This is a genomic window from Kitasatospora sp. NPDC057692, from assembly GCF_042799475.1.
Taxonomy (GTDB): domain Bacteria; phylum Actinomycetota; class Actinomycetes; order Streptomycetales; family Streptomycetaceae; genus Kitasatospora.
The window spans coordinates 42,132-64,541 of record NZ_JBHVIV010000038.1; the positions used below are offsets into that span (position 1 = coordinate 42,132).

The window sequence follows — 22,410 nt, forward strand, 5'->3', positions numbered from 1 at the left end:
ACCCCCGAGATGACCACCTCGCAGCAGACGCAGCCGCGGACCGCTTCCGCCCCGGCCGGAGCCTGGGACGGCTTCGCCGGCGGCCCCTGGCAGGACGCGGTCGACGTGCGCGACTTCGTCCAGCGCAACTACACCCCGTACGAGGGCGGCGCCGCCTTCCTGGCCGGCCCCACCGAGCGGACCCTCGCGGTCTGGCGGCGGATCACCGAGCGCTTCCCCGAGGAGCGTGCCAAGGGCGTCCACGACGTCGCGTACGACATCCCCTCCACCATCACCGCACACGCCCCCGGCTGGATCGACCGGGAGCGGGAGCTGATCGTCGGCCTGCAGACCGACGCCCCGCTCAAGCGCGCGATCATGCCCAACGGCGGCTGGCGGATGGTCGCCGGCGCGCTGCGGACCTACGGCTACCCGGTCGACCCGGGGCTGGAGAAGGTCTTCACCGAGTACCGCAAGACCCACAACGCCGGGGTGTTCGACGCCTACACACCCGAGATCAGGGCCGCCCGCAAGGCCGGCGTCGTCACCGGCCTGCCGGACGCCTACGGCCGCGGCCGGATCATCGGCGACTACCGCCGGGTCGCCCTCTACGGCGTGGACCGGCTGGTGGCGGCGAAGCTCGCCGAGAAGGCGGATCTTGACGCCGCCCCCACCGACCCGGCGCGGCTGGAGGACACGATCCGCCTGCGCGAGGAGCTCGCCGAGCAGATCCGCGCGCTGGGCGAGCTCAAGGCGATGGCCTCGGCCTACGGGTACGACATCGCCGGGCCGGCCACGACCGGCCGGGAGGCCGTCCAGTGGCTGTACTTCGCCTACCTGGCGGCGGTGAAGGAGCAGAACGGCGCGGCCATGTCGCTCGGCCGCACCTCGACCTTCCTCGACGTCTACTTGCAGCGCGACCTCGACGCCGGGCTGCTGACCGAGGAGCAGGCCCAGGAGCTGGTCGACGACTTCGTCATCAAGCTGCGGATCGTCCGCTTCCTGCGCACCCCCGAGTACGACGAGCTGTTCTCCGGCGACCCGACCTGGGTCACCGAGTCGATCGGCGGCATGGGCGCGGACGGCCGCACCCTGGTCACCCGGACCTCCTTCCGGTACCTGCAGACCCTGTACAACCTCGGTCCGGCGCCCGAGCCCAACCTGACCGTCCTCTGGTCGCCCCGACTGCCCCTCGGCTTCAAGGAGTTCTGCGCCGAGGTGTCGATCGACACCTCCTCGGTGCAGTACGAGTCGGACGAGCTGATGCGCCCGCGCTTCGGCGACGACACCGCGATCGCCTGCTGCGTCTCGGCGATGGCGGTCGGCAAGCAGATGCAGTTCTTCGGCGCCCGGGTGAACCTCGCCAAGACGCTGCTCTACGCCGTCAACGGCGGCCGGGACGAGAAGTCGGGCGAGCAGGTCGGCCCCGACACCGGGGCGATCACCTCGGAGGTGCTCGACTACGACGAGGTGATGGCGCGCTTCGACGAGCAGATGGAGTGGCTCGCCGGGACGTACGTCCACGCGCTCAACGTCATCCACTACATGCACGACAGGTACGCCTACGAGCGCCTGGAGATGGCGCTGCACGACCGGGACGTGCGCCGCACCATGGCCTGCGGCATCGCCGGCCTCGCGGTGGCGGCGGACTCGCTGTCCGCGATCAAGTACGCGAAGGTCACCCCGGTGCGGGACGGCACGGGCCTGGTCACCGACTACCGGATCGAGGGCGAGTACCCTGCGTACGGCAACAACGACGACCGCGCGGACGCCATCGCCGTCCACCTGGTCGAGGAGTTCATGCGCAAGGTGCGCAAGCACCCCACCTACCGGGGCGCCGAGCACACCCAGTCCGTCCTCACCATCACCTCCAACGTGGTGTACGGCAAGAAGACCGGCAACACCCCGGACGGCCGCCGGGCGGGCGAGCCGTTCTCGCCCGGCGCCAACCCGATGAACGGCCGCGACCGCCACGGCTACGTCGCGAGCGCGCTGTCGGTCGCCAAGCTCCCCTACGCGGAGGCCGAGGACGGCATCTCGCTCACCCACACCGTCGCCCCGGACGCGCTCGGCCGCACGGCGGAGGAGCGGGTCACCAACCTGGTCGGCGTGCTGGACGGCTACACCGCCGTCGGCGGCTTCCACATGAACGTCAACGTCCTGAACCGGGACACCCTGGTGGACGCGATGGCCCACCCGGAGAACTACCCGCAGCTGACCATCCGGGTCAGCGGCTACGCGGTCAACTTCGTCCGGCTCACCCGCGAGCAGCAGCTCGACGTGATCAACCGCACCTTCCACGACGCGCTGTAGCCCCGCCGCCCCCACCCGCCCCCGCGCCGCCGGTGCCCCGGAACCCCGGGCACCGGCGGCGCCCCGTACCGCTGGAGAGGAAGAACGCGATGACCGACGGCGCCCCCGCCCCCGCCGCCTCCGCGACCGGCATGCTGCACTCCTGGGACCTGTCCACCGGCGTCGACGGCCCGGGCACCCGCTTCGTGGCCTTCCTGGCCGGCTGCCCGCTGCGCTGCCAGTACTGCCACAACCCCGACACCCGCTACCTGAGCGACGGCCGCCCGGTCACCGCCGACGAGATCGTCCGGGAGGCCGCCAAGTACACCGCCTTCATCGGCGCCTCCGGCGGCGGCGCGACCGTCAGCGGCGGCGAGCCGCTCCTCCAGCCCGCGCTCACCGGCGAACTCCTGCACCGCCTCAAGCACGAACTCGGCCTGCACACCGCCCTGGACACCTCCGGCTACCTCGGCGCCCGCGCCGACGACGCCCTGCTCGCCGACACCGACCTGGTCCTGCTGGACGTCAAGTCCTGGGACCGCGCCCTCTACCGCCAGGTGACCGGCCGCCGGCTCTCCCCCACCCTGGACTTCGCCCGCCGCCTGGCCGGGCTCGGCACCGAGGTCTGGGTGCGCTTCGTGCTCGTCCCCGGCCTCACCGACCCCGCCGAGAACGTCGAAGGGGTCGCCTCCTTCGCCGCCTCGCTCGGCAACGTCAGCCGGGTCGACGTGCTGCCCTTCCACAAGCTCGGCGCCGCCAAGTGGCGCGCCCTCGGCCTCGACTTCCCGCTCGCCGACACCCCGGCCCCGACCGCCGAGCAGACCGCCGCGGCCCGCGCGGTGTTCACCGCGCACGGCCTGCACGCGGTCTGACCGCCGGTCCGGCCGTCCGCCGGGCCGCTCACCTGCCGCCCAGCGAGCGGGCGTAGACGTGCCAGTCGACGACGCCGGGGTCACCGGGGACGAGGTTGCCGCTGACGCTGGAGAACAGCACCGTACGGCCGTTGTCGGTGACGAACGGGAGGGTCGAGGAGCCGTCCTCCTCCGTGCCGTCGGCGGCCGTGCTGACGAGTTCGATGCGATCGGTCCTCAGGTCCTGGCGGTAGAGGTCGTACCGGGCCTGAGGCGCCCGGATGATGGTGTCGGAGCAGCCGCCGGAGAAGTAGACCCAGCGGTCGTCGTCGGTGACGGCCGCCCCGGGGCTCCCCCAGCAGATCGCGTCCGGGTTGGCCGAGGTCCGCAGGCTCTTCACCCGGCCGGTCCGCAGGTCGCTGAGGAAGAGTTCGGTGCGGGACTTGCCGCCCGGCAGCGGGAACGCGCCGAGCCCGTAGACGGCGAAGCGGCCGTCGGGGCTGAGGGTGAGCACCTGGTCCGCCGACCCGGGCGTCCCGTCGGGGTTGAGGCCGGCCACCACCGTGGTGCCGCGGCGCAGGTCGGTGGCGTACAGGGTGGTGCGGCGCGGGCGGAGCAGGTCGGCGGTGTCCCCGGGCGCGGCCTGGACGAGGTTCGTCGCCTTGGAGCCGTAGCCGACCGTCCGGCCGTCCGCGCTGATCGTCGGGCTCTCGGACGGGCCGTCGGCGGCCTGGCCGTCGGCTCCGACGCTGACCAGGCGGGTGGCGCCGGTGACGCGGTCCGTGACGTAGACGTTGCGGGTGTCCGGGGTGACGGGGGCGCCGGGCACCACGTCCGCGTCGGACGACATGAAGGCGATGTACCGGCCGTCGGCGCTGATGGACGGCTGGAAGAAGTGGTGGACGCCCGACCACGGGCCGGTGAGCAGCCGGGTGCGGTCCCGGACGCGGTCGCGGACGTAGAGGTTGAACGCCCCGTTCGCCTCGGCGGCGAACGCGATGTAGCGGCCGTCGCCGCTGATGCCCGCCGTATCACTGACGTTGGTCAGCGGGGTGTCGTCCTCGGCGCGGCTGACCAGTTCGATCCGCCCGGTGCGCAGGTCGCGCACGTACAGGCCGTAGACGGGGGCCGCGGTCCCCGCCAGCAGGTTCGTCGCGGAGGAGCCGAACAGCGCGTAGCGGCCGTTGCCGCTGATGCCGAGGCTGAGCGACTGGCCGTCCGCCCGGGTGCCGTCCGGGCCGAGGTCGACCTGGACGGTGGGGCCCCAGGCCGGAGCGGCCTGGGCGGGTGCGGCGGTGGCGGTGACGACCGCGGCGAGCGCGAGCACACAGGCGGCGCGGGCCAGGCGGCGGGTGCGGGCCGTTCGGTTCGTCGGTTCCATGGTGATGCGTCCTCCCCGGATGGTTCCCTGGTGGTCGGTCCGGCCCGCCGCTGCTGCCCGTGCCGGCGGCCCCGGGGAGAGCCAAGCGCCGGAGGCGGCCGGCGGTCAACCGTACGGGTGGAAACCGGCCGGAGAATACGCCGCCGGTGAGTCCCGGCGGTCGGCGGACCGGCGGACCCGCGGTCCGCTCAGCGCTCGATCACCCAGGCCGGGCGCCAGGTGCCGGGGGCGTCGGGGGCGGGTGCCGCCGTGGCGAGGTGGGCGCGCAGGGCGGCCAGGGCCGGGTGGGGGTTGTCGCGGTGCCACAGGAGGGCGTGCGGGTAGACGGGCACGGGGTCGGTGACCGGGATGAGGCGCAGCCCGTGGCCGGCCGGCCAGACGAGGCGGGTGAGCCCGCCCATGAAGGTGGCCAGGGCCGGGGTGTCGGCGACGGTGTCGAGCAGCGCGTCGGAGCCGAAGTTGGGCCCGGTCGCCTCGATGGTGAGCCCGAACTCGGCGACCAGGTCGTCGTAGTAGGCCGCCCACTCGCTGCCGGGCAGCAGACCCGGCATCCAGATCCGGTGCCCGGCGAGCTGGGCGAGGGTCACCGACCGGGCGCCCGCCAGCGCGTGGCCGGGGCCGGTGAGGAGCTGGAGCGGCTCGTCGACCACCCGGACGGCCTCGATGTCCTCGGGCAGGCGCCGTCCGGGCGCGGCGACGGCCCGGAACGAGGCGTCGATCGCCCCGGACCGGATGGCGGCCACAGCGGCGTCGATCTCCAGCAGCATCAGCACGTCCAGCTCGGTCGCGGGGTGGGCCCGGTGGAAGTCGCGCAGCAGGCCCGAGCCGGCGCCGCGCGAGCTGATCACGTCGACCCGCAGCGGCCGGCGGCCGGCGTGCACGGACGCGACCGCGCGCTCGGCCACCCGCAGCAGCTCGCGCGCGTGCGGCAGGAACGCCTGCCCGTCGATGGTGGGCTCGGCGCCGCGGGGCGTGCGGTCGAACAGCCGGACGCCGAGGTCGCGCTCCAGCGCGGCGATGCGCTTGGAGACGGCCTGCTGGGTGATCGACAGGTCGGCGGCCGCCTTCTGGAACTGGCCCGCCTCGGCGACGGCGGCGAAGGTGCGTACGGCTTCGAGGTCCATGCCGACCCACCCTAGTGAACAACCGATAGTTGTCAAGATCCGGCGATCCGGTTGTTTGACCCCGCTCTATCCGGTCCTGTTGGCTCTCACCGGTCAACACTCGTTTGTACAGGGGAGGGTGCGGGGCATGACGGGAAGGAGAGCGCTGGGCCGGCGGTTCGGCTGGCTGTGGGCGGCCTACGCGGCGAGCGCCTACGGGTCCGGGCTGGGGTTCGGGGCCCTCCCGCTGATCGCCGTCCTGGTGGTGCACGCCGGTCCCGCCGAGGTGTCCGCGCTCGCCGCGGCGGGACCGGCGGTCGGCGCGCTGATCGCGGTGCCGCTCGCGCCGTGGGTGGAGTTCCGCCGCAAGCGCCCGGTCATGATCGCGATGGACCTGGTCCGCTGTGCCGCCATGGCGTCGATCCCGGTCGCCTACGCCCTCGGCCGGCTCGGCTTCGCACAGCTGCTGGCGGTCTCCGCCGTGGTCGCCGCCGCCAGGATCGCGTTCAACGCGGCGAGCGGCGCCCAGCTCAAGGCCCTCGTCCGGCCGGAGGACCTGCTGGTGGCCAACGCGCGGTTCGAGTCGACGAACTGGAGCGCCATCGCCGTCGGACCACCGCTCGGCGGGGCGGCGATCGGCCTGTTCGGGCCGGTCACCACCGTCCTGGCCGACGCGTGCAGCTACCTGCTGTCCGCGCTGGGCATCGGCGCGATCGGAGGCCGGGAGGAGGCGCCGCGGCCGCCCGACGGGGCCCGGGCCCGGGCGGGCGCCCTGCTCGACGGCTGGCGGCACCTCCTGGGCGATCCCGGCCTGCGGGCGCTCTACCTCAACAGCGTGCTGGTGGCCGGCCTGATCATGGCCACCGAGCCGCTGCTGGCCGTGCTGATGCTCGGCCGGCTCGGGTTCGCGCCCTGGCAGTACGGCCTCGCCTTCGCCGCCCCCTGCCTCGGCGGCCTGATCGGCTCCCGGCTGGCCGGCCGGGTGGTGGCCCGGCACGGCCGCCACCGGGTGTTGCGGACCGTCGGCGCGCTGCGCGCGGTGTGGCTGATCGGCCTGGCCTTCGTCCGCCCCGGCGTGGTCGGCCTGGTGACCGTGATCGCCGTCGAGCTGGCGATCATCGTCAACATGAGCCTGTTCAACCCGGTGCTCGCCGCCTACCGGCTCGAACACACGCCCAAGGAGCTCGTCGCCCGCACCCTGTCGGCCTGGTCGATCGGCCAGCAGGCGGCCATCGCCGTGCTCACCGCCCTCGGCGGGCTGCTCGCCGGCGCCACCGGCCCCCGCGCGGCGCTCGTGGTGGCGGGGCTGCTCATGCTGGCCAGTCCCCTCCTGCTGCCCCGCCGCGACCGCACACCGCCGCCCGCCCCGGCGCCGTCCCCCGTCCGCGCATGACGCGCCGCGCCGCGCCGCCCCCGCCAGCCGACCGGCCCCGGCCGGGGGCCTGCCCCCCGTCAGGAGTCCGCGGCCCGGAGCGGCACGGATCACATGGTGTTGACGATCAGGCCGATGTGCGTGAAGTAGTTGAGTCCGCCGAAGACGAGGAAGGCGAGCCCGGACAGCCCCCAGGCGACGCCGACCACCGGCACGGGCCACCCGGCGGGGCGGCGCAGCGCGAGCGGGAACAGCAGCGCGCCGATGCCGACCAGCACGTACAGGCCCGACATGAAGCTCGCCTCCAGCCACGGCCAGTCCGAGAACTCGCCGGAGATGGGCTCCTCCGGCGGGGCCGCGAAGAGCGTGTACTTCCAGCCGGCGGCGGCGATGCCGAAGCAGGCGAGGCCCATGCCGAAGACGAACAGCGAGATGGGCCCGGCGATCCGGGCCGTGCGGGCCACCCGCTCCTCGCCGAGCAGTTCGGCGCCGCGCTTCCAGAGGTAGAAGGCGGCGGAGAGCAGGAAGACGCCGAAGGCGAGGGCCGGTTCGCCGAAGATGATGTTGTCGAAGGGGAAGCCCTGCCCCGCGAGCGGCCACGTCAGGGTCATGTGCAGGCCGGTGACGACGAGGGTGAAGCCGAGGGCGCTGAAGGCCAGCGCCCAGCCGTCCAGGGTGGCGATCGGCCCGGGAGCGAGGAACCTGCGGCCGAGCGCGACCACGAGGAGCAGTCCGGCGCCGGCGGCCACCGACATGATCGTGTTGTAGGTCGGCATCCTGGCCCAGTCGATCTTCAGACCGTCGGCCAGGAGTGACAGTGCGTGCTGTGTCATGTGCGGATCGTAGGAAGCCCGGTCCGCGCGACCGCCGCACCGACGCCGTTCGGACGGCTCTGCCACCCGGTCGGGCGAGGACGGGGCCGCCGGCCGCGCCGGCTCCGGGGCCGGCGCGGCGGGTCCGTCAACCGCCGGGATGAGGGCGGCCGGGGCTACGCCCCAGGTTTACCCGAACTTCAACCCGTGGCCGCATGCGGCGCGCGGCCCGCGCTTCGTACCGTCGTGGCATCGGAACACACCGGGGAATCCGCCCCGGGCCGAGCATCACGGGGGAAAGACATGAAGAAGTTCCAGGCGGTCCTCACGGCCGCCGTTCTGACGGCGGGCGGCGTGCTGAGCGCCGGCCTCGTCCCGGCGGCGGCCGTCGGCACCGGGCAGTCCGCGGTCTCCCGCCCCGGCGTGGTCGCGGCGTACGGCGGCCGGACGATCAACCTCGCGCGGGACGGCTGGGGCGGCGCCGCCAGCTGCGTCGTCCGGTCCGTGGACGCGGTGCGCTGCTACCGGACGCACGAGGAGGCGAACCGGGCCACGGGCTACAGCCGCGCCACCGACGAGCTCGCGCTCGCGAACCCCGGGCTCGCCCTCCCGGAGTGCTCCGACGGCTACGTCTGCCTTTACGAGCACATCCAGGGCCGCGGGCGCCGACTGATGTTCCGCGACGACAAGTGGCAGAACCTCGGCCAGTACGGCTTCAACGACGTCACCTCGTCCTGGCGCAACAACCAGTCGAGCGACGCCGCGGGGCTGGCCCGGGACAACGGCGGCTGGGGCGGCAGGATCTGGCTGAGCGGCAAGTCCTACAGCTCCGACCTCGGGGCCTACAACGACTGGGCGAGCTCGGTCATCGGCTGACAACGGGAACCGGCCGGGGAAGGGGCGGTGTGCCCCCTCCCCGGCCGGGGAGCGACCGAGGACCTCAGCGGACCGTCAGCGGCCCTGGAGGGACCTGACGTTGTCGCCGAAGGACCAGCCCCTCGACCCGTCCCAGTTGATCGACCAGGTCATCAGGCCCTTCAGCTGGCCGCTGAAGGCGCTCCACGACTGGCTGACCAGGCTCGGCGCCATGTAGCCGCCGCCCGCACCGGGCTGGGCCGGCAGACCGGGCACCTGCTTGTCGTAGGGCACCTTGATGGTGGTGCCCTGGATGGTCAGGCCGTTGTTCAGGCAGGTGGTCTGGGCGGTGAAGCCCTGCACGGTGCCGGCCTGGTAGGAGTCGCCGGAGCAGCCGTACATGCTGCCGTTGTAGTACTGCATGTTCAGCCACCACAGCCGGCCGTTGTCGACGTACTTCTTGATGATCGGCAGGTAGGAGCCCCAGATCGAGCCGTAGGTGACGCTGCCGCCGGTGACGTACGCGGTCTCGGGGGCCATGGTGAGGCCGAAGCCGGCCGGCATCTGGGCGAGCACGCCGTCGATGATGCGGATCAGGTTGGACTGCGAGGCGGACAGCGTGTTGATGCTGCCGCTGCCGGACAGGCCGGTCTCGATGTCGATGTCGATGCCGTCGAAGTTGTACTTCTTGAGGATCGGGACGACGGTCGCCACGAACTTGTCGGCGACGGTGCTGGAGCTCAGGTCGATGCCCGCGGCGGCGCCGCCGATCGACATCAGGATCGTCGCGCCGGCGGCCTTGGCCTGGCACATCTCGGCGGGGGTCGAGACCTTCACGCCGGCGTCCATGCCGTCCTCCCAGAGGACGGTGCCGTCCGAGAGGATCACCGGGAAGGCGGCGTTGATGACGTTGTAGCCGTGCTGGGCCATCCGGCTGTCCGTGATGGGGGTCCAGCCCATGCCGGGGTGGACGCCGTTGGCGGCGCCGTCCCAGTTCTCCCAGTAGCCCTGGAGGACCTTGCCCGCGGGCTTGGGCTTCGTCGGGCAGGTGGAGCCCGGCGGGGTGGTCGGCGGCGTCGTGGGAGGCGTGGTGGGCGGCGTCGTCGGCGGGGTGGTCGGCGGCGTCGTGGGAGGCGTCGTCGGCGGGGTGGTGGGCGGAGTGGTCGGCGGCGTGGTGGTGCCGCCGGGGCCGGAGAGCGTCACGTCGTCCGCGTAGAACGCGGGCTGCCCGTACCAGCCGTGCAGGAAGACCGTCACCGAGGTGGTGTTCGCACCGGTCGAGAAGTTGACGCTGAGCTGGCTGTAGGACGCGCTGCCGCCGGTCCAGGTGGACGTCGTGCCGCCCAGGCCGGTGCCGGTGGCGCCCAGGTAGATGTAGCTGCCCTGGACGAAGGCGCTCAGCGAGTACTGGGAGTTGGGCTGCACGCTGATGGTCTGGGTGCACTGGGCGGTGTCCTGGCCGCCCGGCGTGGCCTTGAGCGCCGAACTGCCGGCGTGCACCGGGCTGCTGACGACCGCACCGGAGTTGCCGGAACAGGTCCAGTCGGAGAGACCGTTCTCGAAGCCGGGGTTGGACACCAGGTTGGGGGTGGCGGCCCCGGCGCTGACCGTACCGGCCACGGCGAGGCCGGCACCGATCAGGACGGCGGCGCTCGCCCCGGCGAGGGAGCGCTGCAGGAGGGTCGATCCGGGCTGGGCGCCGCCGGTCCGGTGGACCTGCGACGCGCGTTCCACGGCCGCCCGCTGCGGCTGTGGGGTACGCGACCTCCGACGGAACATGCTGTGCTCGCTTCCCGCCGGGCGTCATGGACATGACCGTCGCTGTGGGGGCGCGACGCCCGGCTCAGGGTGGGGACATGTGGGGGATGTGCCGGTCCGGATCGTAGGAGCGACGGCAAGGCCAGTCAATAGGTCTGGACCAATGCCTACTTGGGGCCGAGTAGCGGTACCACTACTCTCGGTCCGCCGTCCGGGCGTTCCACCAGTTGAGGGGCGGGGTGCTGCTCATGACCGATGACATCGGCGCCGGCGGCGGAAGTTGGTCGGGACTCGACGAGGCGTTCACCCGACAGGTCGCCGACGTGGCCGGGACGGCCGAGGGACGGGCGGTGGCCGAGGCGCACACGGTCGGCGACCCGGCCGTCCACAAGGCCCGGCCGCTGGGCCTCCCGCTGCTCCTGCGGCCGGGGCTGCGCGAGGAGTTGGCGGCCTTCGTCGCCGCCTACCACCGCATGATCGAGGCCGTCGTCGCCGCCTGGGAGCACGACCCCCGGCTGCACCGGGTACTCACCCTCCCGGAGTCGCTGCGCGCCCAGGCGGCGGCCGCCCGCGACACCCGGGTGCACCTGCTGCGGCTCGACCTGCTGCCCCAGCCCGACGGCCGGTGGGGCGTGCTGGAGACCAACGCCAACGGCCCGGGCGGACTGGCCGTGGTCGGCCGGGCCCGGGCCGCCTGGCGGCCGCTGCTCACCCGGCACGGGATCGCCCTGCCCCGGCCGCTGCCCGCCGACGACACCGCGTGGACCGGCCGCTGGCTGCTCGACCTCGCCGAGCGGGAGACCGGCCAGCGGCCGGACGCCGTGGCGCTGCTGTACCCGCACCGCGCCGACCGCAACGCCGTCCGGTCCTACCAGGACGGCCTCACCGCCCTCGGCGTCCGCGTCCTGCACGCCGATCCGCGCGAGCTGCGCACCGGCCCGGACGGCGCCGCCGCCCTGGACGGCCGGCCCCTCCGGCACGCCTACGCCAAGATCGGCATGCGGGACCTGGGAGTGCTGGCCGGCGACCTGGGCCCGTACCTGCGGGCCGTGCGCGAACGCGCCCTGTTCGTGCAGAACGGCCTGCGCGCCCGCGTGATCGGCGACAACAAGCTCTGCCTCGCCGTGCTCTCCGACCCCCGGTTCGCCGACCTCTTCGACCCGGAGGACCACCGGCGCGTCCAGCCGGCCGTCCCGTGGTCGCGCAACCTCGCCCGGTGCGACGGCCCGACCGTCCGCCGGATCACCCGCGAGCGCCGGCGCTACGTCCTCAAGAGCCCGTTGGACGCCAACGGCCGCGGCGTGGTGGTCGGCCCGGAGACCGGCGACGCCGCCTGGTCCGAGGCCGTCGACCGGGCCGCGGCCGAGGGCTGGCTGGTCCAGGAGTACCTCCCCAGCCCCCGGCTGCACGGCGGGCCCGGCGGCTCCCCCGTCCACCACGACCTGGCCGTGGGCGCCGTCAACGGGCGGCTGGTCTCCGCCTTCGTCCGCACCGGCCACGAGGCGCGGCTCAACGTCGCCCGCACCGGCCGCCTCCACCCGCTCTACCTCTGAGGACCGGCCCGTGGACGACCTGCCGCTCATCGACCCGGACCGCGATCTGACCGCCTTCCCTGGCACGGCCCCGCACCCGCTGCACGCCGCGCTGCTGACGGCCCGCGACCGGGTCCGCCGACGCGTCCTGGAGGAGCGCGTGTACGTCTCCTCCCCGCCGCCCACCCCCTTCCCGGTACCGCCGGCCGTCAGCGTGCTCCACCCGGTGGCCGGGCCGCTGCTGCACCGGCGCGTCCTCGCCGCCGTGGACTGCCTGGAGCGGATCGTCCGGGCCTATCCCGGGAACCCCTTCCTCCAGGCCTTCCTGGACGTGCCGCCGGTCCTGCACCGCTGGATCGTGCGCCACCCGCGCCCGGAGTCCCTCACCGTGGACCTCTGCCGGCTGGACCTGTTCGGCGACCGGCTGGGCACCGCACGGATCCTGGAGTTCAACGCCAGCAGCCCGGGGAGCCTGCTCGGCGCGGGCGCGGTGGCCCGGTTCTGGCGCCGGACGCCCGAGGTCGGCGCCCTCCTCGACCGGTGGCGGGTGCCGGCCGCCCGCTTCGAGGAGGAGGGCTGGTTCGCGGACTGGCTGGTGGCGCACGGCCGGGCCCGGGGCCTGACCGAGGAGGAGACCCGGCACCTCGGTCTCTTCCACACCAGGGGCCGGAGCCACGACCGCCACCTGATCGCCGAACAGGCCCGGCGCGGCGGCCGGACGGCGGCCATGATGGACCCGTCCGGCTACGCCCCCGGAAGCGGCCCGCGGCTGGGCCACCTCAAGCACATCCCGGCCGACCCGCGCCCCGTCCGCGGCTGGGACCGGTTCTGCGCGGCGGTGACCGACGGCGAGCTGGTCGTCCCCAACGTCCTCGCCCAGCGGTGGGTGGCGGAGAACAAGCTCTGCCTGGCCGTGCTGTCCGACCCCCGCTTCGAGCACCTGTTCCCGCCCGACCTGCGGGCGGTTCTGCCGGCCGTCGTGCCCTGGAGCCGCAAGCTGGGCGACGGCATCACCGTCGGGCGGGCCGTCGCCGAGCGCGACCGGCTGGTGCTCAAGGCCCCCTACGGGTACTTCGGGAACACCGTGCACCTCGGATGCGAGCACGGCCCGCAGGAGTGGGCCGCGCTCGTGGGCTCCCCGCGGCACCGCGGCTGGCTGGTGCAGGAACGCGTCGCGCCCGCCACCGTCGGCGCCCTCACCCGCGACCTGTCCGTCGCCGTCCTCGACCACCGCGTGCTCGGGCACTTCAGCCGGGTCAGCCGCGGCGGCGTCGTCAACGTCGCCCAGGGGGGTGTCCTCCAGAACGTGTTCAGCACCTCGCTCTGACGGCGCGGCCCCCTACTGGCCGTCGCCCGAGGTCGGTACAGTTGGGGGCGCGAAGAACCGGCGTCCCGGCGCCCGGCCGAAGGACGCCCGGTGGGAGCAACCGACACCGAACCGGAGGCACTCATGCCCAGCTCGGACGACGAACTCTGCACCTCCGCCCGCGAGCTTCTGCGCTCCACCCGCTACCTGACCCTCGGCACCGCGTCCCCGCAGGCCGTCCCCTGGGTGGCCCCCGTGGCCCACGCCTGGGACGACGAGGACCGGTTCTACTGGCAGTCGGGGCTGGACACCCTCCACTCGCGGAACATCGCCGCCAACCCGGTGGTCTCGCTCGTCTTCTACGACTCCAACCCGGCCGGCGGGGGCGGCGACGCGCTCTACGCGCTGGCGCGGGCCGAGGTCCTGGAGGGCGAGGCGCTGGCCGAGGGCTGCGAGCTGTACTACCGGCGGCGCTACCCGGACGAGGCGACGCGGGCCCGGCGCCTCCGCCCGCCGCAGGACTTCGCCGGGGACGCCCCGATCCGGATCTACCGCGCGCAGGTCACCGCCTACTCGATGCTCTCCCCCGACGGCCACCCGGTCCACGGCGACGAGGTCAACCACCGCGTCGTCATCCCGTTCAGCACCAAGCAGCTCGCCGAGTGACTCCTCGCACCATTCCGGCAGACGGCGGTGTCGTCCTCGGGGTCGACCTGGGCGGCACCGTCGTCAAGGCCGCCCTGTTCGGCCCGGACGGCACCGCCCTGACCGTCACCCACCGGCCCACCGGCGCCCGGCGGGGGCCCGAGGCCGTGGTGGAGAGCCTCCTGGACGTCGTCGCCGAGTCCCAGACCGCGGCCGCCGCGCGCGGCACGCCCGTCCGGGCGGTCGGCGTGGCCAGCTGCGGGATCGTCGACGAGCGGGCGGGCGTCGCCGTCTTCTCGGCCGCCTTCGGCTGGCGCGACGTGCCGCTGCGGCGCCTGGTGGCCGAACGCGCGGGGGTGCCGGTCGCGCTCGGGCACGACGTGCGGGCCGGCGGGATCGCCGAGGCCCGGCTCGGGGCCGGGCGCGGGCACGAGGTGTTCCTCTTCGTCCCGATCGGCACCGGTGTCGGCGCCGCCGTGATGATCGGCGGACGGCCGTTCGGCGGCGCGCACTGGCAGGCCGGCGAGCTGGGCCACCTGGTGGTGCGACCGGGCGGCGAGCCGTGCGGGTGCGGGCAGCGCGGCTGCGTGTCCACGATCGTGGGCGGACCGCCGGTGCTGCGGCACTACCGCGAACTGGCCGGGGCCGACGGGCCGGCCGACGCCGCCGCGGTGGCCGCCCTGGCGCGCCAGGGCGACCCGGACGCGGTGCGGGTGTGGTCCGAGGCGGTCGAGGTGCTGGCCGAGTCGCTGGCCGTCGCCGTCACCCTGTTCGACCCGTCCGCGATCGTGCTGGGCGGCGGGCTGGCGGGCGCGGGCGGGCTGCTGTTCGATCCGCTGCGGGAGCGGCTGGCGTCCCGGCTGGCCTTCCAGGTGGTGCCGGAGATCCGGCCGGCCGAGCTGGCGTACGAGGCCGGCTGCCTGGGCGCCGGACTCCTGGCCCGCGACCTGCTGAACGCGGCCGCGGGCCGGGAGGAATAGCGGGCCGGGAGGGCCGGCGGATCAGGCCAGCACGCCCTTGGAGATCCGGAAGGCGTTGGCGGCGACGGTCAGGGCCGGGTTGACCGCCGCCGAGGAGCAGAAGACCGAGGAGTCCGCCACCCAGAGGTTGTCGTGCTCGTGGGTGCGCCCGGCCGGGTCGACCACGCTGGTGGCCGGGTCGGTGCCCATCACGGCCGTGCCGCACTGGTGGGAGTTGGTCTCGATGCCCATCCGCCGGGTGAACACCAGCGGGTAGCCGGCGGCGCGCAGCGAGGCCGTGGTGCGCCGGACCAGCTCGTGGTGGGCGCCGAGGTTGTTGGGCCGCCAGTGCACGGTGATCCGCCCGGCCGCGTCCAGGACGACGCGGTTGTCCGGGGTCGGCAGGTCCTCGCTGGTCAGGTAGAGGTCGAGGCTACGGCGGGTGACGAAGCGTCGGAGCGCGGCGGGCGCGTTCGGGCTGGCGGCGCGCACCATCGGTTCCTGGAGCTTGCCGAGCATCTGGACGTTGCCCAGCGGCGCGCGGCCGCCCTCCCCGAGGTACCAGTCGTTCAGGCCCAGGGTCTTCTGGAAGACCGCCCGGTTGGGGCGGGCGGGGTCGGCGGCGACCAGGAAGGTGCTGTTGTGCACCATGTAGTTGCGGCCGACCCGGCCCGAGCCGTTGGCGAGGCCCGAACGCAGCAGGACCGCCGCGGTGTTGACGGCGCCGCAGGCGAGCACGAAGCGCTCGGCGCGGATCGTCAGCTCCCGGCCGTCCCGGGTCGCCACGGCGTGCGTCACCCGGCGGCCGGTGGCGTCGGTGCGCAGTCGGCCGACCAGGGTGCGGGTCAGCAGCCGGACGGCGCCGGAGGCCAGCGCGGGGCGCAGCGCGCGGACGTCGGCGTCGCTCTTGGCGCCGACCAGGCAGGGGAAGCTGTCGCAGGTGCCGCAGCGCACGCAGTCGCCGCCCTCGCGCAGGTCGATGCCGGTCGGCAGGTGGAAGGGGCGCAGGCCCTGGGCGCGCAGGCGGTGGGCGAGGTCGGCGACGGCGCCCTCGTGCTCGACGGCCGGGTGGGGGTAGTCGGTGGAGCGCCAGGGGTCGGTGGGGTCCTCGTCGCGGGTGCCGTGCACCCGGTAGAGGTCCTCGGCCAGGCCGTAGTGGGGTTCCAGGTCGGCGTAGTCGACGGGCCAGCCGGGCGCGTCGCCCTCGGCGTGGGCGACCGGGCCGAAGTCGGTCTCGCGGAAGCGCGGCAGGGTGGCGCCGTAGACCTTGGTGTTGCCGCCGACGTAGTAGTGGATGCCGGGCCGGAAGGACTGTCCCCGCGCGTCCTGCCACTGGTCGCCGTTGCGGTAGCGGCCCTGGACGAAGACCGCTTCGGGGGACCAGTTCTGGTGTTCGCGCGGCAGGAAGTCGCCGCGTTCGACGACGAGGATCCGCGCGCCGGAGGAGCGCAGTGCGTGGGCGAGGGTGGCTCCGCCCATCCCGGAGCCGATGATCGCGAGGTCGCATTCCACCTCCGGCCCGTCCGGCTCGATCACGCCCGGGAGCCGGTGCGGTGGCAGGTCGAAGGTCATCCGGTGGTCTCCTGTCAGGTGGGCTCACGTGGGCTCAGGCGGGCTGGAGAAGGCGGTCGGTGATCTCGTGGGCGAAGGCCATCACGGTGCCCTGGGGGCTGATGCCGGTCGCGCCCGGGAGCACCGAGGCGTCGCAGAGGTGGAGGTTGTCGAAGCCGTACGGCCGTCCGAGGGGGTCGCAGAGCCCGCCGCGCTCGGGTGCGCCCATCGGGCAGGAGGCCATGGCGTGGACGGAGACCAGGGGCCAGTCGGCGAGGGCGCTGTGCTCGGCGCACTGCCGGGCCTCGGCCTCCGAGCGCAGCGGGGGGCCCGGGAAGGGCGGGTGGATCTCGGTGGCGCCGGCGGCGAACAGCAGGCGGGCGGTGAGGTGGAGCGCGGTGCGCAGCCGCCGGCCGTCGGCGGCGGTGAGGCGGTGGCGCAGCACGGTCAGGCCGCCGGGCAGGGCGGTGACGGTGACCGGTCCCTCGACCCGGACCTGGGCGGTGAACAGGGCGACCCGGTCGAGGTCGGCCAGCAGGGCGTTGACGGTGTCCGGGTCGTGGCCGACCAGGGCGGCGCCGAGGGCTCCGGCGCTGAGGTTGGCGGGCATCACCAGCAGGCCCTGGTCCTGGAAGTGCTGGAGCTGGGCGGTGAAGATGGTGCCCCGGGTGGCCCGGACGGGTTCCGGGAAGCGGGCGGTGACCTTGAGGTTGACGTGGACGGCGGTGCGGCGGCCGGCCCGGCGGCGGTGGATGCCGCTGCGCTGGAGCAGGGCCGGGCTGCCGATCGGCCCGGCGGCGAGCACCACGGTGCGCGGCCGGTAGGTGATCGGCTCGCCCTCGGGCCCCAGGGCGTGGACCGCGGTGACGGTGCCGCCGTGGTGGCCGAGTCTGAGCACCCTGGTCCGGGGGTGGATGCGGGCGCCGTGGCGTTCGGCGGCGGGCAGGTAGCTGAGCAGCATGCTCTGTTTGGCGCCGGAGGGGCAGCCGGTCGGGCAGCGGTTGGCGTGCGAGCAGCCGGGGGCGGCGCGGCGGGCTTCGGCCCAGCGCCAGCCGAGCCGTTCGGCGCCGTCGGCGAGCAGCCGGGAGTCGCGGTTGCCGTCTCCGGGTTGCTGGGGGGCGACGCCGAGGCGGCGGGTGATGTCGCGCAGGTGGCCGTCCAGGTCGGTGCGGCGGTAGCCGTCGGTGCCGGCTTCGAGGGCCCAGCGGTCGAGCAGGTCGGCGGGCGGTTCCCAGAGCAGGCCGCCGTTGACGACGGTGGTGCCGCCGACGCAGCGTCCCTCGCCGAAGGCGATGACGGGGCGGCCGTGGATCGGGGCCAGGCCGGCGTGGCGGTAGAGGCGGCGGAGGTTGTGGGCGGGCGAGGAGGCGGCGATCTCGGCCGTGGTCACCCGCGGCCCCTCTTCGAGGACGACGGTCTCGCGGCCGGCCGCGGCCAGGCCGAGGGCGGCGACGCTGCCGCCCGCGCCGGAGCCGATGACCAGGGCGTCGCAGTCGACCGGGCGCGGTGTCCGGCTCATCGGGGGTCCGCTCGCCCGGCGCCGCGCGCCGTGAGGAGGAGGCGCAGCGGGTCGTCCCCGGCGGTGGCGCCGACGGCGGCCGCGGCGGCGTCGAGCCCGCCGTACAGGGCGAGCGTCTCCGCGGTCCGGACGGCCCGGCCGAGCAGCGGCAGCCGCTCGACCCTGCGGAGTCCGGGCAGCAGCGCGGCGGGCGGGGCGGTGGCCGGGCGGCGGCCCGTCAGCAGCAGGAGTGCGGGCGGGACCAGCCGCAGGGCCAGGGCCAGGCCGGCGCGGTAGTGCGGGGCGAGTGCGGCGAGGCTGCCGAGGACGTGGGCGCGGGCCGCGGCCCGGGGTGCGGGCCCGCGCAGGGCGGGGTGGCGCAGTTCCCAGATCCGCAGCAGGAGGTCGACGGTCACGGGCGCAGCCTCCCGCTCGCGAGCTGCTTGGCCATCCGGCCGAGCAGGCGCGCCGCGCCCTGGCCGAGCACCTCGTCGAGCGCCCGCAGGAAGGCTTCCGCCTCGGGTTCCTCGGCGACCAGCGGCGGGGCGACGATCAGCGGCAGGCCGTGGTTGGAGCCGAAGAAGGTGAGCACGCCGTGGTCGCGGTAGAGGGCGGAGATCACCGCTCCGGTGATCAGTTTGGTGCGGAGCCGGGGGTCGCGTCCGAGTGCTGCCGGGAGCAGCGGCAGCAGTCGGTCCAGCGCGGCCGGTCCCGCCTTGAGGAAGACGCCGTGCAGGGCGCCGCACCCGGCGGTCGAGGCGACCAGGGCGGGGTGGCGCTCGGCGATGTCCCGCAGGCCCGCCTCCAGGACGGCGCCGAGCTTGCGGGCTCGCCCCGGGTAGTCGTCCTCGACGGCGACGGCGACCGCCTCCAGCGCGGTGGCGGTCTCCTCGCCGAAGCCGTAGTAGGTGGTGCTGTGCAGGGTGGCGTCCTGGAGGCTGTCGTAGGCGCGGCGGAAGACGGGTTCGCGGGCCACGTACCCGGCGATGGAGGCCTTGCCCCCGCCGAAGGACTTGGACATCGTCACGACGTCGGGGACCAGGCCGGGGTGGTGCATGAAGTGGAACAGGGCGCCGGTGCGGCCCCAGCCGGTGTAGACCTCGTCGAAGACCAGGACGATGTCCCGCTCGGTGCACAGCCGGCGGACCTCGCGGAGGAAGTCGCCCGAGCACTCGCGCAGGCTGGAGGCGCTGAGCGGCTCCAGGACGACCGCGTAGACGTCGCTGTCGCCGTCGATGCCCTGGTGGCGGTCCAGCGCGAGGAGGAAGGATTCGAGGTCGTCGTAGCCGAAGTAGTCGGTGCCGGGGATCCGGGGGTAGTCGAAGTGGAGTTCGGGCGAGGCGGTGAGGCTGCCCGCGCCGAGCAGCTTGCCGTGGAAGGAGATGTCGGTGTGCAGCACGGTGCCGCGGCGGCCGCCGTGGTACTTGTAGGCGAGCTTGACGGCGCCTTCGACCGCCTCCGCGCCGGAGTTGGGGAAGTAGCTGATGGCGAGGTCGCCGGGGAGCAGCCGGGCGAGGTTGTGGCTGAGGGCGGCGACGTAGGGCGAGAGGTAGTTCTTGTGGACCTCCATCCGGTGCTGCTCGGCGAAGCGCCGGCGGGCGGCGAGGATCCTCGGGTGGTTGTGGCCGTGGTTGAGGACGCCGATGCCGCCGGTGAAGTCCAGGATGCGGCGGCCGTCGCGCAGGGTGATCCAGCAGCCCTCGGCGCTCTCGACCCGGTCGTGCCCGAAGCCGAAGGCGCCGACCAGGGAGACCTGGCTGCGGCTGACGAAGCTCCGGTAGAGCGCGTGCACCTGGTCGTCGGTCAGGTTCTCGGCGGCCGCGATGTCCAGCAGGTCGTTCATACCGCCTCCTCGGTCGGTACCGTGCGGAGTCCCGCGCGTTCGCGGGTGCGGATCCGGTCCGCGATGAGCTGTCCGGCGCTGCGGCCGTGCCGCACGGCGTAGTTGGTGCCGCGGTCCTCCGGGAAGACCTGCGCCATGCTCGACATGTAGAGGCCGGGGACGGCGCACTCGACCCCGGGGACGCTCCGGGAGTAGCCGGTGGTGATCACCGGCTGGGCGTGTTCCGCCCGCCAGACGTGGTAGCGCCGCACCCAGTCCTCGCGGAACCGCGGGAACATCCGGCGCAGGTGGGGCAGGCTGTGGCGGTAGACCTCCTCGTCGCTCATCCGGTACAGCTCGGCGTCGACCGGGAGGTACTTGGACAGGTAGACGAGGTGCCGGCCGCCGTAGCGGTCCGGCGCGTCCATGTTGGTGTGCTCGATGACGCCGACGTAGGGGAACCCGGGGTCGGTGACGTTCAGCCAGTAGGTGTCGGACAGCGCCCGGTGGTTCTCCAGGACCAGGCAAAGGTTGGCCAGGTAGGGGACGGCCCGCAGCCGGCGCACCAGGCCCGGGACGGCGGGGTGGGCTCCGGCGGCCGCGTCGAGCATGCCGGCCAGCAGGCCGGGTGCGGTGGTCACCAGGACCCGGGGGGCGCGCAGGGTGCCCCGGTCCGTGCGGACGCCGGTGACGCCCCGGTCGCCGACGAGCACCGAGCGGACCGGGCTGCCGGTGTGCAGTTCCACGCCGAGCCGCCGGAGCCGGTCGGACCAGGCGTCCAGCAGGACCCCGGCGCCGCCCCGCAGGTAGTGCAGCACCTCGCGCCCCGAGCGGGACCGGCTGCCGCCGCGCAGGTGCAGCTTGGTCCACATCCAGGTCGCGCCGACCTCGGAGGCGTAGGAGCCGAACTTGCCCTCCAGCAGCGGGCGCCAGACCACGTCGTAGGCCCGGCGCCCGCCCAGCTGGACCAGCCACTGCTCGGCGGTGAGCGACTCCAGTTCCCGCCAGTGCCGCACCCGGCCGGCCCGCAGGGCGGACAGGCCGAGCCGTACCCGGTCGGCCGGGGGGAGCGGGGCGAAGCGCAGCACGTCGAGCGGGCTGGAGAGGCGGTACACGGAGTTGGCGTGGTAGACGCCGGTGGTGGTGGGGTGGCGTTCGACGAGGTCGGCGCAGCCGAGTTCGGCGCAGAGCCGGAAGATCTCGTGGTCGGAGTCGAACCAGTGGTGGTAGAACCGCTCCAGCTGCCGGTCGCCGACCGGGAAGGTCGCGGCGAGGCCGCCGATCCGGTCGGCCGATTCGACGACCCGGCAGCGCAGGCCCGCCAGGGCGAGTTCGTGGGCGGCGGCGAGGCCGGTGAATCCGGCGCCGACCACGATCACGTCGGCGTCGTCGGCGCCGGGTGCCAGGTCGGCGGCGGTCATCGGCCCAGCACTCCGTTCACGGCGGTGCGGAACCGGTCGGCGACGGCCTCGACGTCTTCCGGGGTGCTGCGCGGGGTCACGCCGAAGTCGGCGCCGAGGTAGGTGTCGGTGAGGCCGACGGTCAGCGCGAGCGAGCGGGCCAGGACGGCGTCGGTCTGCGGCAGCGCGCCGGCCCGGTAGCCGTGCCGCGCCCGGTCGGGCGGGCGGCGGAAGGGGCTCGGGCGGCCGTCGCCGGCCATCAGGGCGGCGAGTTCGGGCAGGCCGCCGTAGTAGTGCTTGGGCGAGTGGAGCAGCGTGCGGGTCCCCAGCTCCTTGGCCACGGCGTCGGCGCTCGCCGCGTCGTCGAAGAGGTACACCAGCAGGGTCGCGCAGTCGCCGTCGGCGTCGTGCAGCAGGCGCGGGCGCAGGCCGTCGCGGGCCGGGATCGCGGCGGACAGTGCCCGGGCCAGGCTGCGGTTGCGGTCCAGGATGGCGTCCAGCCTGGCGAGTTGGGCGCGGGCGACGGCCGCGGTGAACTCGTTCATCCGCAGGTTGAGACCGAAGAGCAGGTCGCCGTCCCCGGTCTCCTGCCCGTACGGGAACCAGCCGTGGTGGTGGAAGGAGTAGGCCCGCTGGAAGACCCGCTCGTCCGGGGTGAGCAGGAAGCCGCCGTCGCCGCCGGTGATCACCTTGAAGATGTTGGTGGAGAAGGCGCCGGCCTGTCCGAAGGTGCCGACCGGGCGGCCCTGGTAGGTGGCCCCGCAGGCCTGGGCGGCGTCCTCCAGCAGGAACAGCCCGTGGTCGTCGGCGATCTGCCCGAGGGCCGCCAGGTCGCAGGGCGCGCCGAGCATGTGGATGGGCATCAGGGCCTTGGTGCGCGGGGTGATCCGGGCCAGGACGTCGGCCGGGTCGAGGGTCAGCGATTCGTCGATCTCGGCGAACACCGGGGTGGCGCCCGCGAAGACGACGGCCGAGACCGAGGCGGTGTAGAGGTAGCCGGGCACGATGACCTCGTCGCCCGGTCCGATGCCGAGCGCGGCGAGCGCGGCCAGCAGGGCGGAGGTGCCGCTGTTGACGGCCAGGCAGTGCGGGCTCGCGAAGCGCGCGGTCAGCTCCCGCTCCAGGCCGCGGACCTGGGCGTCCACGCCGGGTGGGCGGGAGTGCGCGTCGGAGGTGGCGAGCCAGGAGTCGACGACTTCGAGGAGGTTGCGGCGCTCCTCGGCGCCGAAGTGCGCGTATCCGGGACCAGGCATGATGCTCCTAGGTCGGGCGTCGGTCGGTGGTCGGTCGGATG

At 74.3% G+C, this 22,410-nt stretch carries 18 protein-coding genes; 8 read left to right on the plus strand and 10 right to left on the minus strand.

Features of this window, described 5'->3' with window-relative positions; genetic code table 11:
• Positions 1–9: 9 nt before the first annotated feature.
• Positions 10–2,292: a formate C-acetyltransferase gene (gene pflB, locus ACFVFS_RS21910; protein ID WP_380626277.1), complete on the plus strand. Its 2,283-nt coding sequence runs from the start codon at positions 10–12 to the stop codon at positions 2,290–2,292.
• 89 nt (positions 2,293–2,381) lie between these two features.
• On the plus strand, positions 2,382–3,143 hold the full coding sequence (gene pflA, locus ACFVFS_RS21915) for a pyruvate formate-lyase-activating protein (protein WP_380626278.1): 762 nt from the start codon (positions 2,382–2,384) through the stop codon (positions 3,141–3,143).
• A 28-nt stretch (positions 3,144–3,171) separates the two neighbouring features.
• Here pflA and ACFVFS_RS21920 read toward each other — a convergent pair whose 3' ends face one another.
• Positions 3,172–4,503, minus strand: a complete 1,332-nt coding sequence (locus tag ACFVFS_RS21920) for a TolB family protein (RefSeq protein WP_380626279.1) — start codon at positions 4,501–4,503, stop codon at positions 3,172–3,174.
• A gap of 188 nt (positions 4,504–4,691) precedes the next feature.
• Positions 4,692–5,627: a LysR family transcriptional regulator gene (locus tag ACFVFS_RS21925; protein WP_380626280.1), complete on the minus strand. Its 936-nt coding sequence runs from the start codon at positions 5,625–5,627 to the stop codon at positions 4,692–4,694.
• A 127-nt stretch (positions 5,628–5,754) separates the two neighbouring features.
• On the opposite strand from ACFVFS_RS21925, the gene ACFVFS_RS21930 reads away from it, so the two are divergent.
• On the plus strand, positions 5,755–6,999 hold the full coding sequence (locus tag ACFVFS_RS21930; RefSeq protein ID WP_380626281.1) for an MFS transporter: 1,245 nt from the start codon (positions 5,755–5,757) through the stop codon (positions 6,997–6,999).
• An 89-nt stretch (positions 7,000–7,088) separates the two neighbouring features.
• Here the strand turns inward: ACFVFS_RS21930 and ACFVFS_RS21935 are convergent, their stop codons facing one another.
• Positions 7,089–7,811 carry a DUF981 family protein gene (locus ACFVFS_RS21935; protein WP_380626282.1) on the minus strand — a complete coding sequence of 241 codons (723 nt, stop codon included), beginning with the start codon at positions 7,809–7,811 and terminating at the stop codon, positions 7,089–7,091.
• A gap of 282 nt (positions 7,812–8,093) precedes the next feature.
• Here ACFVFS_RS21935 and ACFVFS_RS21940 point away from each other — a divergent pair, with 282 nt between their 5' ends.
• Entirely contained in the window at positions 8,094–8,666 is a 573-nt protein-coding gene (locus tag ACFVFS_RS21940) for a peptidase inhibitor family I36 protein (RefSeq protein ID WP_380626283.1), read from the plus strand.
• Between the two features lie 75 nt (positions 8,667–8,741).
• Here ACFVFS_RS21940 and ACFVFS_RS21945 read toward each other — a convergent pair whose 3' ends face one another.
• On the minus strand, positions 8,742–10,379 hold the full coding sequence (locus ACFVFS_RS21945; protein WP_380626284.1) for a carbohydrate binding domain-containing protein: 1,638 nt from the start codon (positions 10,377–10,379) through the stop codon (positions 8,742–8,744).
• Positions 10,380–10,651: 272 nt separating this feature from the next.
• On the opposite strand from ACFVFS_RS21945, the gene ACFVFS_RS21950 reads away from it, so the two are divergent.
• From ACFVFS_RS21950 to ACFVFS_RS21965, 4 genes are all read left to right on the plus strand, one after another.
• Positions 10,652–11,956, plus strand: coding sequence for a hypothetical protein (locus ACFVFS_RS21950; RefSeq protein WP_380626285.1), 1,305 nt, complete (start codon positions 10,652–10,654; stop codon positions 11,954–11,956).
• 10 nt (positions 11,957–11,966) lie between these two features.
• The gene (locus tag ACFVFS_RS21955; protein ID WP_380626286.1) at positions 11,967–13,262 is read left to right on the plus strand and encodes a hypothetical protein; all 1,296 of its coding nucleotides are present in this window, start codon (positions 11,967–11,969) and stop codon (positions 13,260–13,262) included.
• A gap of 123 nt (positions 13,263–13,385) precedes the next feature.
• Positions 13,386–13,907: a pyridoxamine 5'-phosphate oxidase family protein gene (locus tag ACFVFS_RS21960; protein ID WP_380626287.1), complete on the plus strand. Its 522-nt coding sequence runs from the start codon at positions 13,386–13,388 to the stop codon at positions 13,905–13,907.
• Positions 13,904–14,866, plus strand: coding sequence for an ROK family protein (locus ACFVFS_RS21965; protein WP_380626288.1), 963 nt, complete (start codon positions 13,904–13,906; stop codon positions 14,864–14,866). The genes ACFVFS_RS21960 and ACFVFS_RS21965 overlap by 4 nt, the downstream gene beginning before the upstream one ends.
• Before the next feature lie 21 nt (positions 14,867–14,887).
• Here the strand turns inward: ACFVFS_RS21965 and ACFVFS_RS21970 are convergent, their stop codons facing one another.
• From ACFVFS_RS21970 to ACFVFS_RS21995, 6 genes are read right to left on the minus strand one after another with little or no spacing between them, the layout of a single operon-like run.
• A complete protein-coding gene (locus ACFVFS_RS21970; protein WP_380626289.1) occupies positions 14,888–16,417 on the minus strand; it encodes a GMC oxidoreductase in 1,530 nt (509 codons plus the stop codon).
• Between the two features lie 34 nt (positions 16,418–16,451).
• On the minus strand, positions 16,452–17,915 hold the full coding sequence (locus ACFVFS_RS21975) for an FAD-dependent oxidoreductase (protein WP_380626290.1): 1,464 nt from the start codon (positions 17,913–17,915) through the stop codon (positions 16,452–16,454).
• Positions 17,912–18,310, minus strand: coding sequence for a hypothetical protein (locus ACFVFS_RS21980; protein WP_380626291.1), 399 nt, complete (start codon positions 18,308–18,310; stop codon positions 17,912–17,914). Before ACFVFS_RS21980 ends, ACFVFS_RS21975 begins: the two co-directional genes overlap by 4 nt.
• Complete coding sequence (locus tag ACFVFS_RS21985) at positions 18,307–19,737, minus strand: aspartate aminotransferase family protein (RefSeq protein WP_380626292.1); 1,431 nt, start codon at positions 19,735–19,737, stop codon at positions 18,307–18,309. Before ACFVFS_RS21985 ends, ACFVFS_RS21980 begins: the two co-directional genes overlap by 4 nt.
• Positions 19,734–21,137, minus strand: a complete 1,404-nt coding sequence (locus ACFVFS_RS21990; RefSeq protein ID WP_380626293.1) for an NAD(P)/FAD-dependent oxidoreductase — start codon at positions 21,135–21,137, stop codon at positions 19,734–19,736. Before ACFVFS_RS21990 ends, ACFVFS_RS21985 begins: the two co-directional genes overlap by 4 nt.
• Positions 21,134–22,369, minus strand: coding sequence for a DegT/DnrJ/EryC1/StrS family aminotransferase (locus ACFVFS_RS21995; RefSeq protein ID WP_380626294.1), 1,236 nt, complete (start codon positions 22,367–22,369; stop codon positions 21,134–21,136). The genes ACFVFS_RS21990 and ACFVFS_RS21995 overlap by 4 nt, the downstream gene beginning before the upstream one ends.
• Positions 22,370–22,410: the final 41 nt, after the last annotated feature.

What these genes read in the sequence shown, in the direction of transcription:
- pflB (WP_380626277.1), top strand. Translation starts at nt 10, where the DNA reads ATGACCACCTCGCAGCAGACGCAGCCGCGGACCGCTTCCGCCCCGGCC.
- pflA (WP_380626278.1), top strand. Translation starts at nt 2,382, where the DNA reads ATGACCGACGGCGCCCCCGCCCCCGCCGCCTCCGCGACCGGCATGCTG.
- ACFVFS_RS21920 (WP_380626279.1), bottom strand. Translation starts at nt 4,503, where the DNA reads ATGGAACCGACGAACCGAACGGCCCGCACCCGCCGCCTGGCCCGCGCC.
- ACFVFS_RS21925 (WP_380626280.1), bottom strand. Translation starts at nt 5,627, where the DNA reads ATGGACCTCGAAGCCGTACGCACCTTCGCCGCCGTCGCCGAGGCGGGC.
- ACFVFS_RS21930 (WP_380626281.1), top strand. Translation starts at nt 5,755, where the DNA reads ATGACGGGAAGGAGAGCGCTGGGCCGGCGGTTCGGCTGGCTGTGGGCG.
- ACFVFS_RS21935 (WP_380626282.1), bottom strand. Translation starts at nt 7,811, where the DNA reads ATGACACAGCACGCACTGTCACTCCTGGCCGACGGTCTGAAGATCGAC.
- ACFVFS_RS21940 (WP_380626283.1), top strand. Translation starts at nt 8,094, where the DNA reads ATGAAGAAGTTCCAGGCGGTCCTCACGGCCGCCGTTCTGACGGCGGGC.
- ACFVFS_RS21950 (WP_380626285.1), top strand. Translation starts at nt 10,652, where the DNA reads ATGACCGATGACATCGGCGCCGGCGGCGGAAGTTGGTCGGGACTCGAC.
- ACFVFS_RS21960 (WP_380626287.1), top strand. Translation starts at nt 13,386, where the DNA reads ATGCCCAGCTCGGACGACGAACTCTGCACCTCCGCCCGCGAGCTTCTG.
- ACFVFS_RS21970 (WP_380626289.1), bottom strand. Translation starts at nt 16,417, where the DNA reads ATGACCTTCGACCTGCCACCGCACCGGCTCCCGGGCGTGATCGAGCCG.
- ACFVFS_RS21975 (WP_380626290.1), bottom strand. Translation starts at nt 17,915, where the DNA reads ATGAGCCGGACACCGCGCCCGGTCGACTGCGACGCCCTGGTCATCGGC.
- ACFVFS_RS21985 (WP_380626292.1), bottom strand. Translation starts at nt 19,737, where the DNA reads ATGAACGACCTGCTGGACATCGCGGCCGCCGAGAACCTGACCGACGAC.
- ACFVFS_RS21990 (WP_380626293.1), bottom strand. Translation starts at nt 21,137, where the DNA reads ATGACCGCCGCCGACCTGGCACCCGGCGCCGACGACGCCGACGTGATC.
- ACFVFS_RS21995 (WP_380626294.1), bottom strand. Translation starts at nt 22,369, where the DNA reads ATGCCTGGTCCCGGATACGCGCACTTCGGCGCCGAGGAGCGCCGCAAC.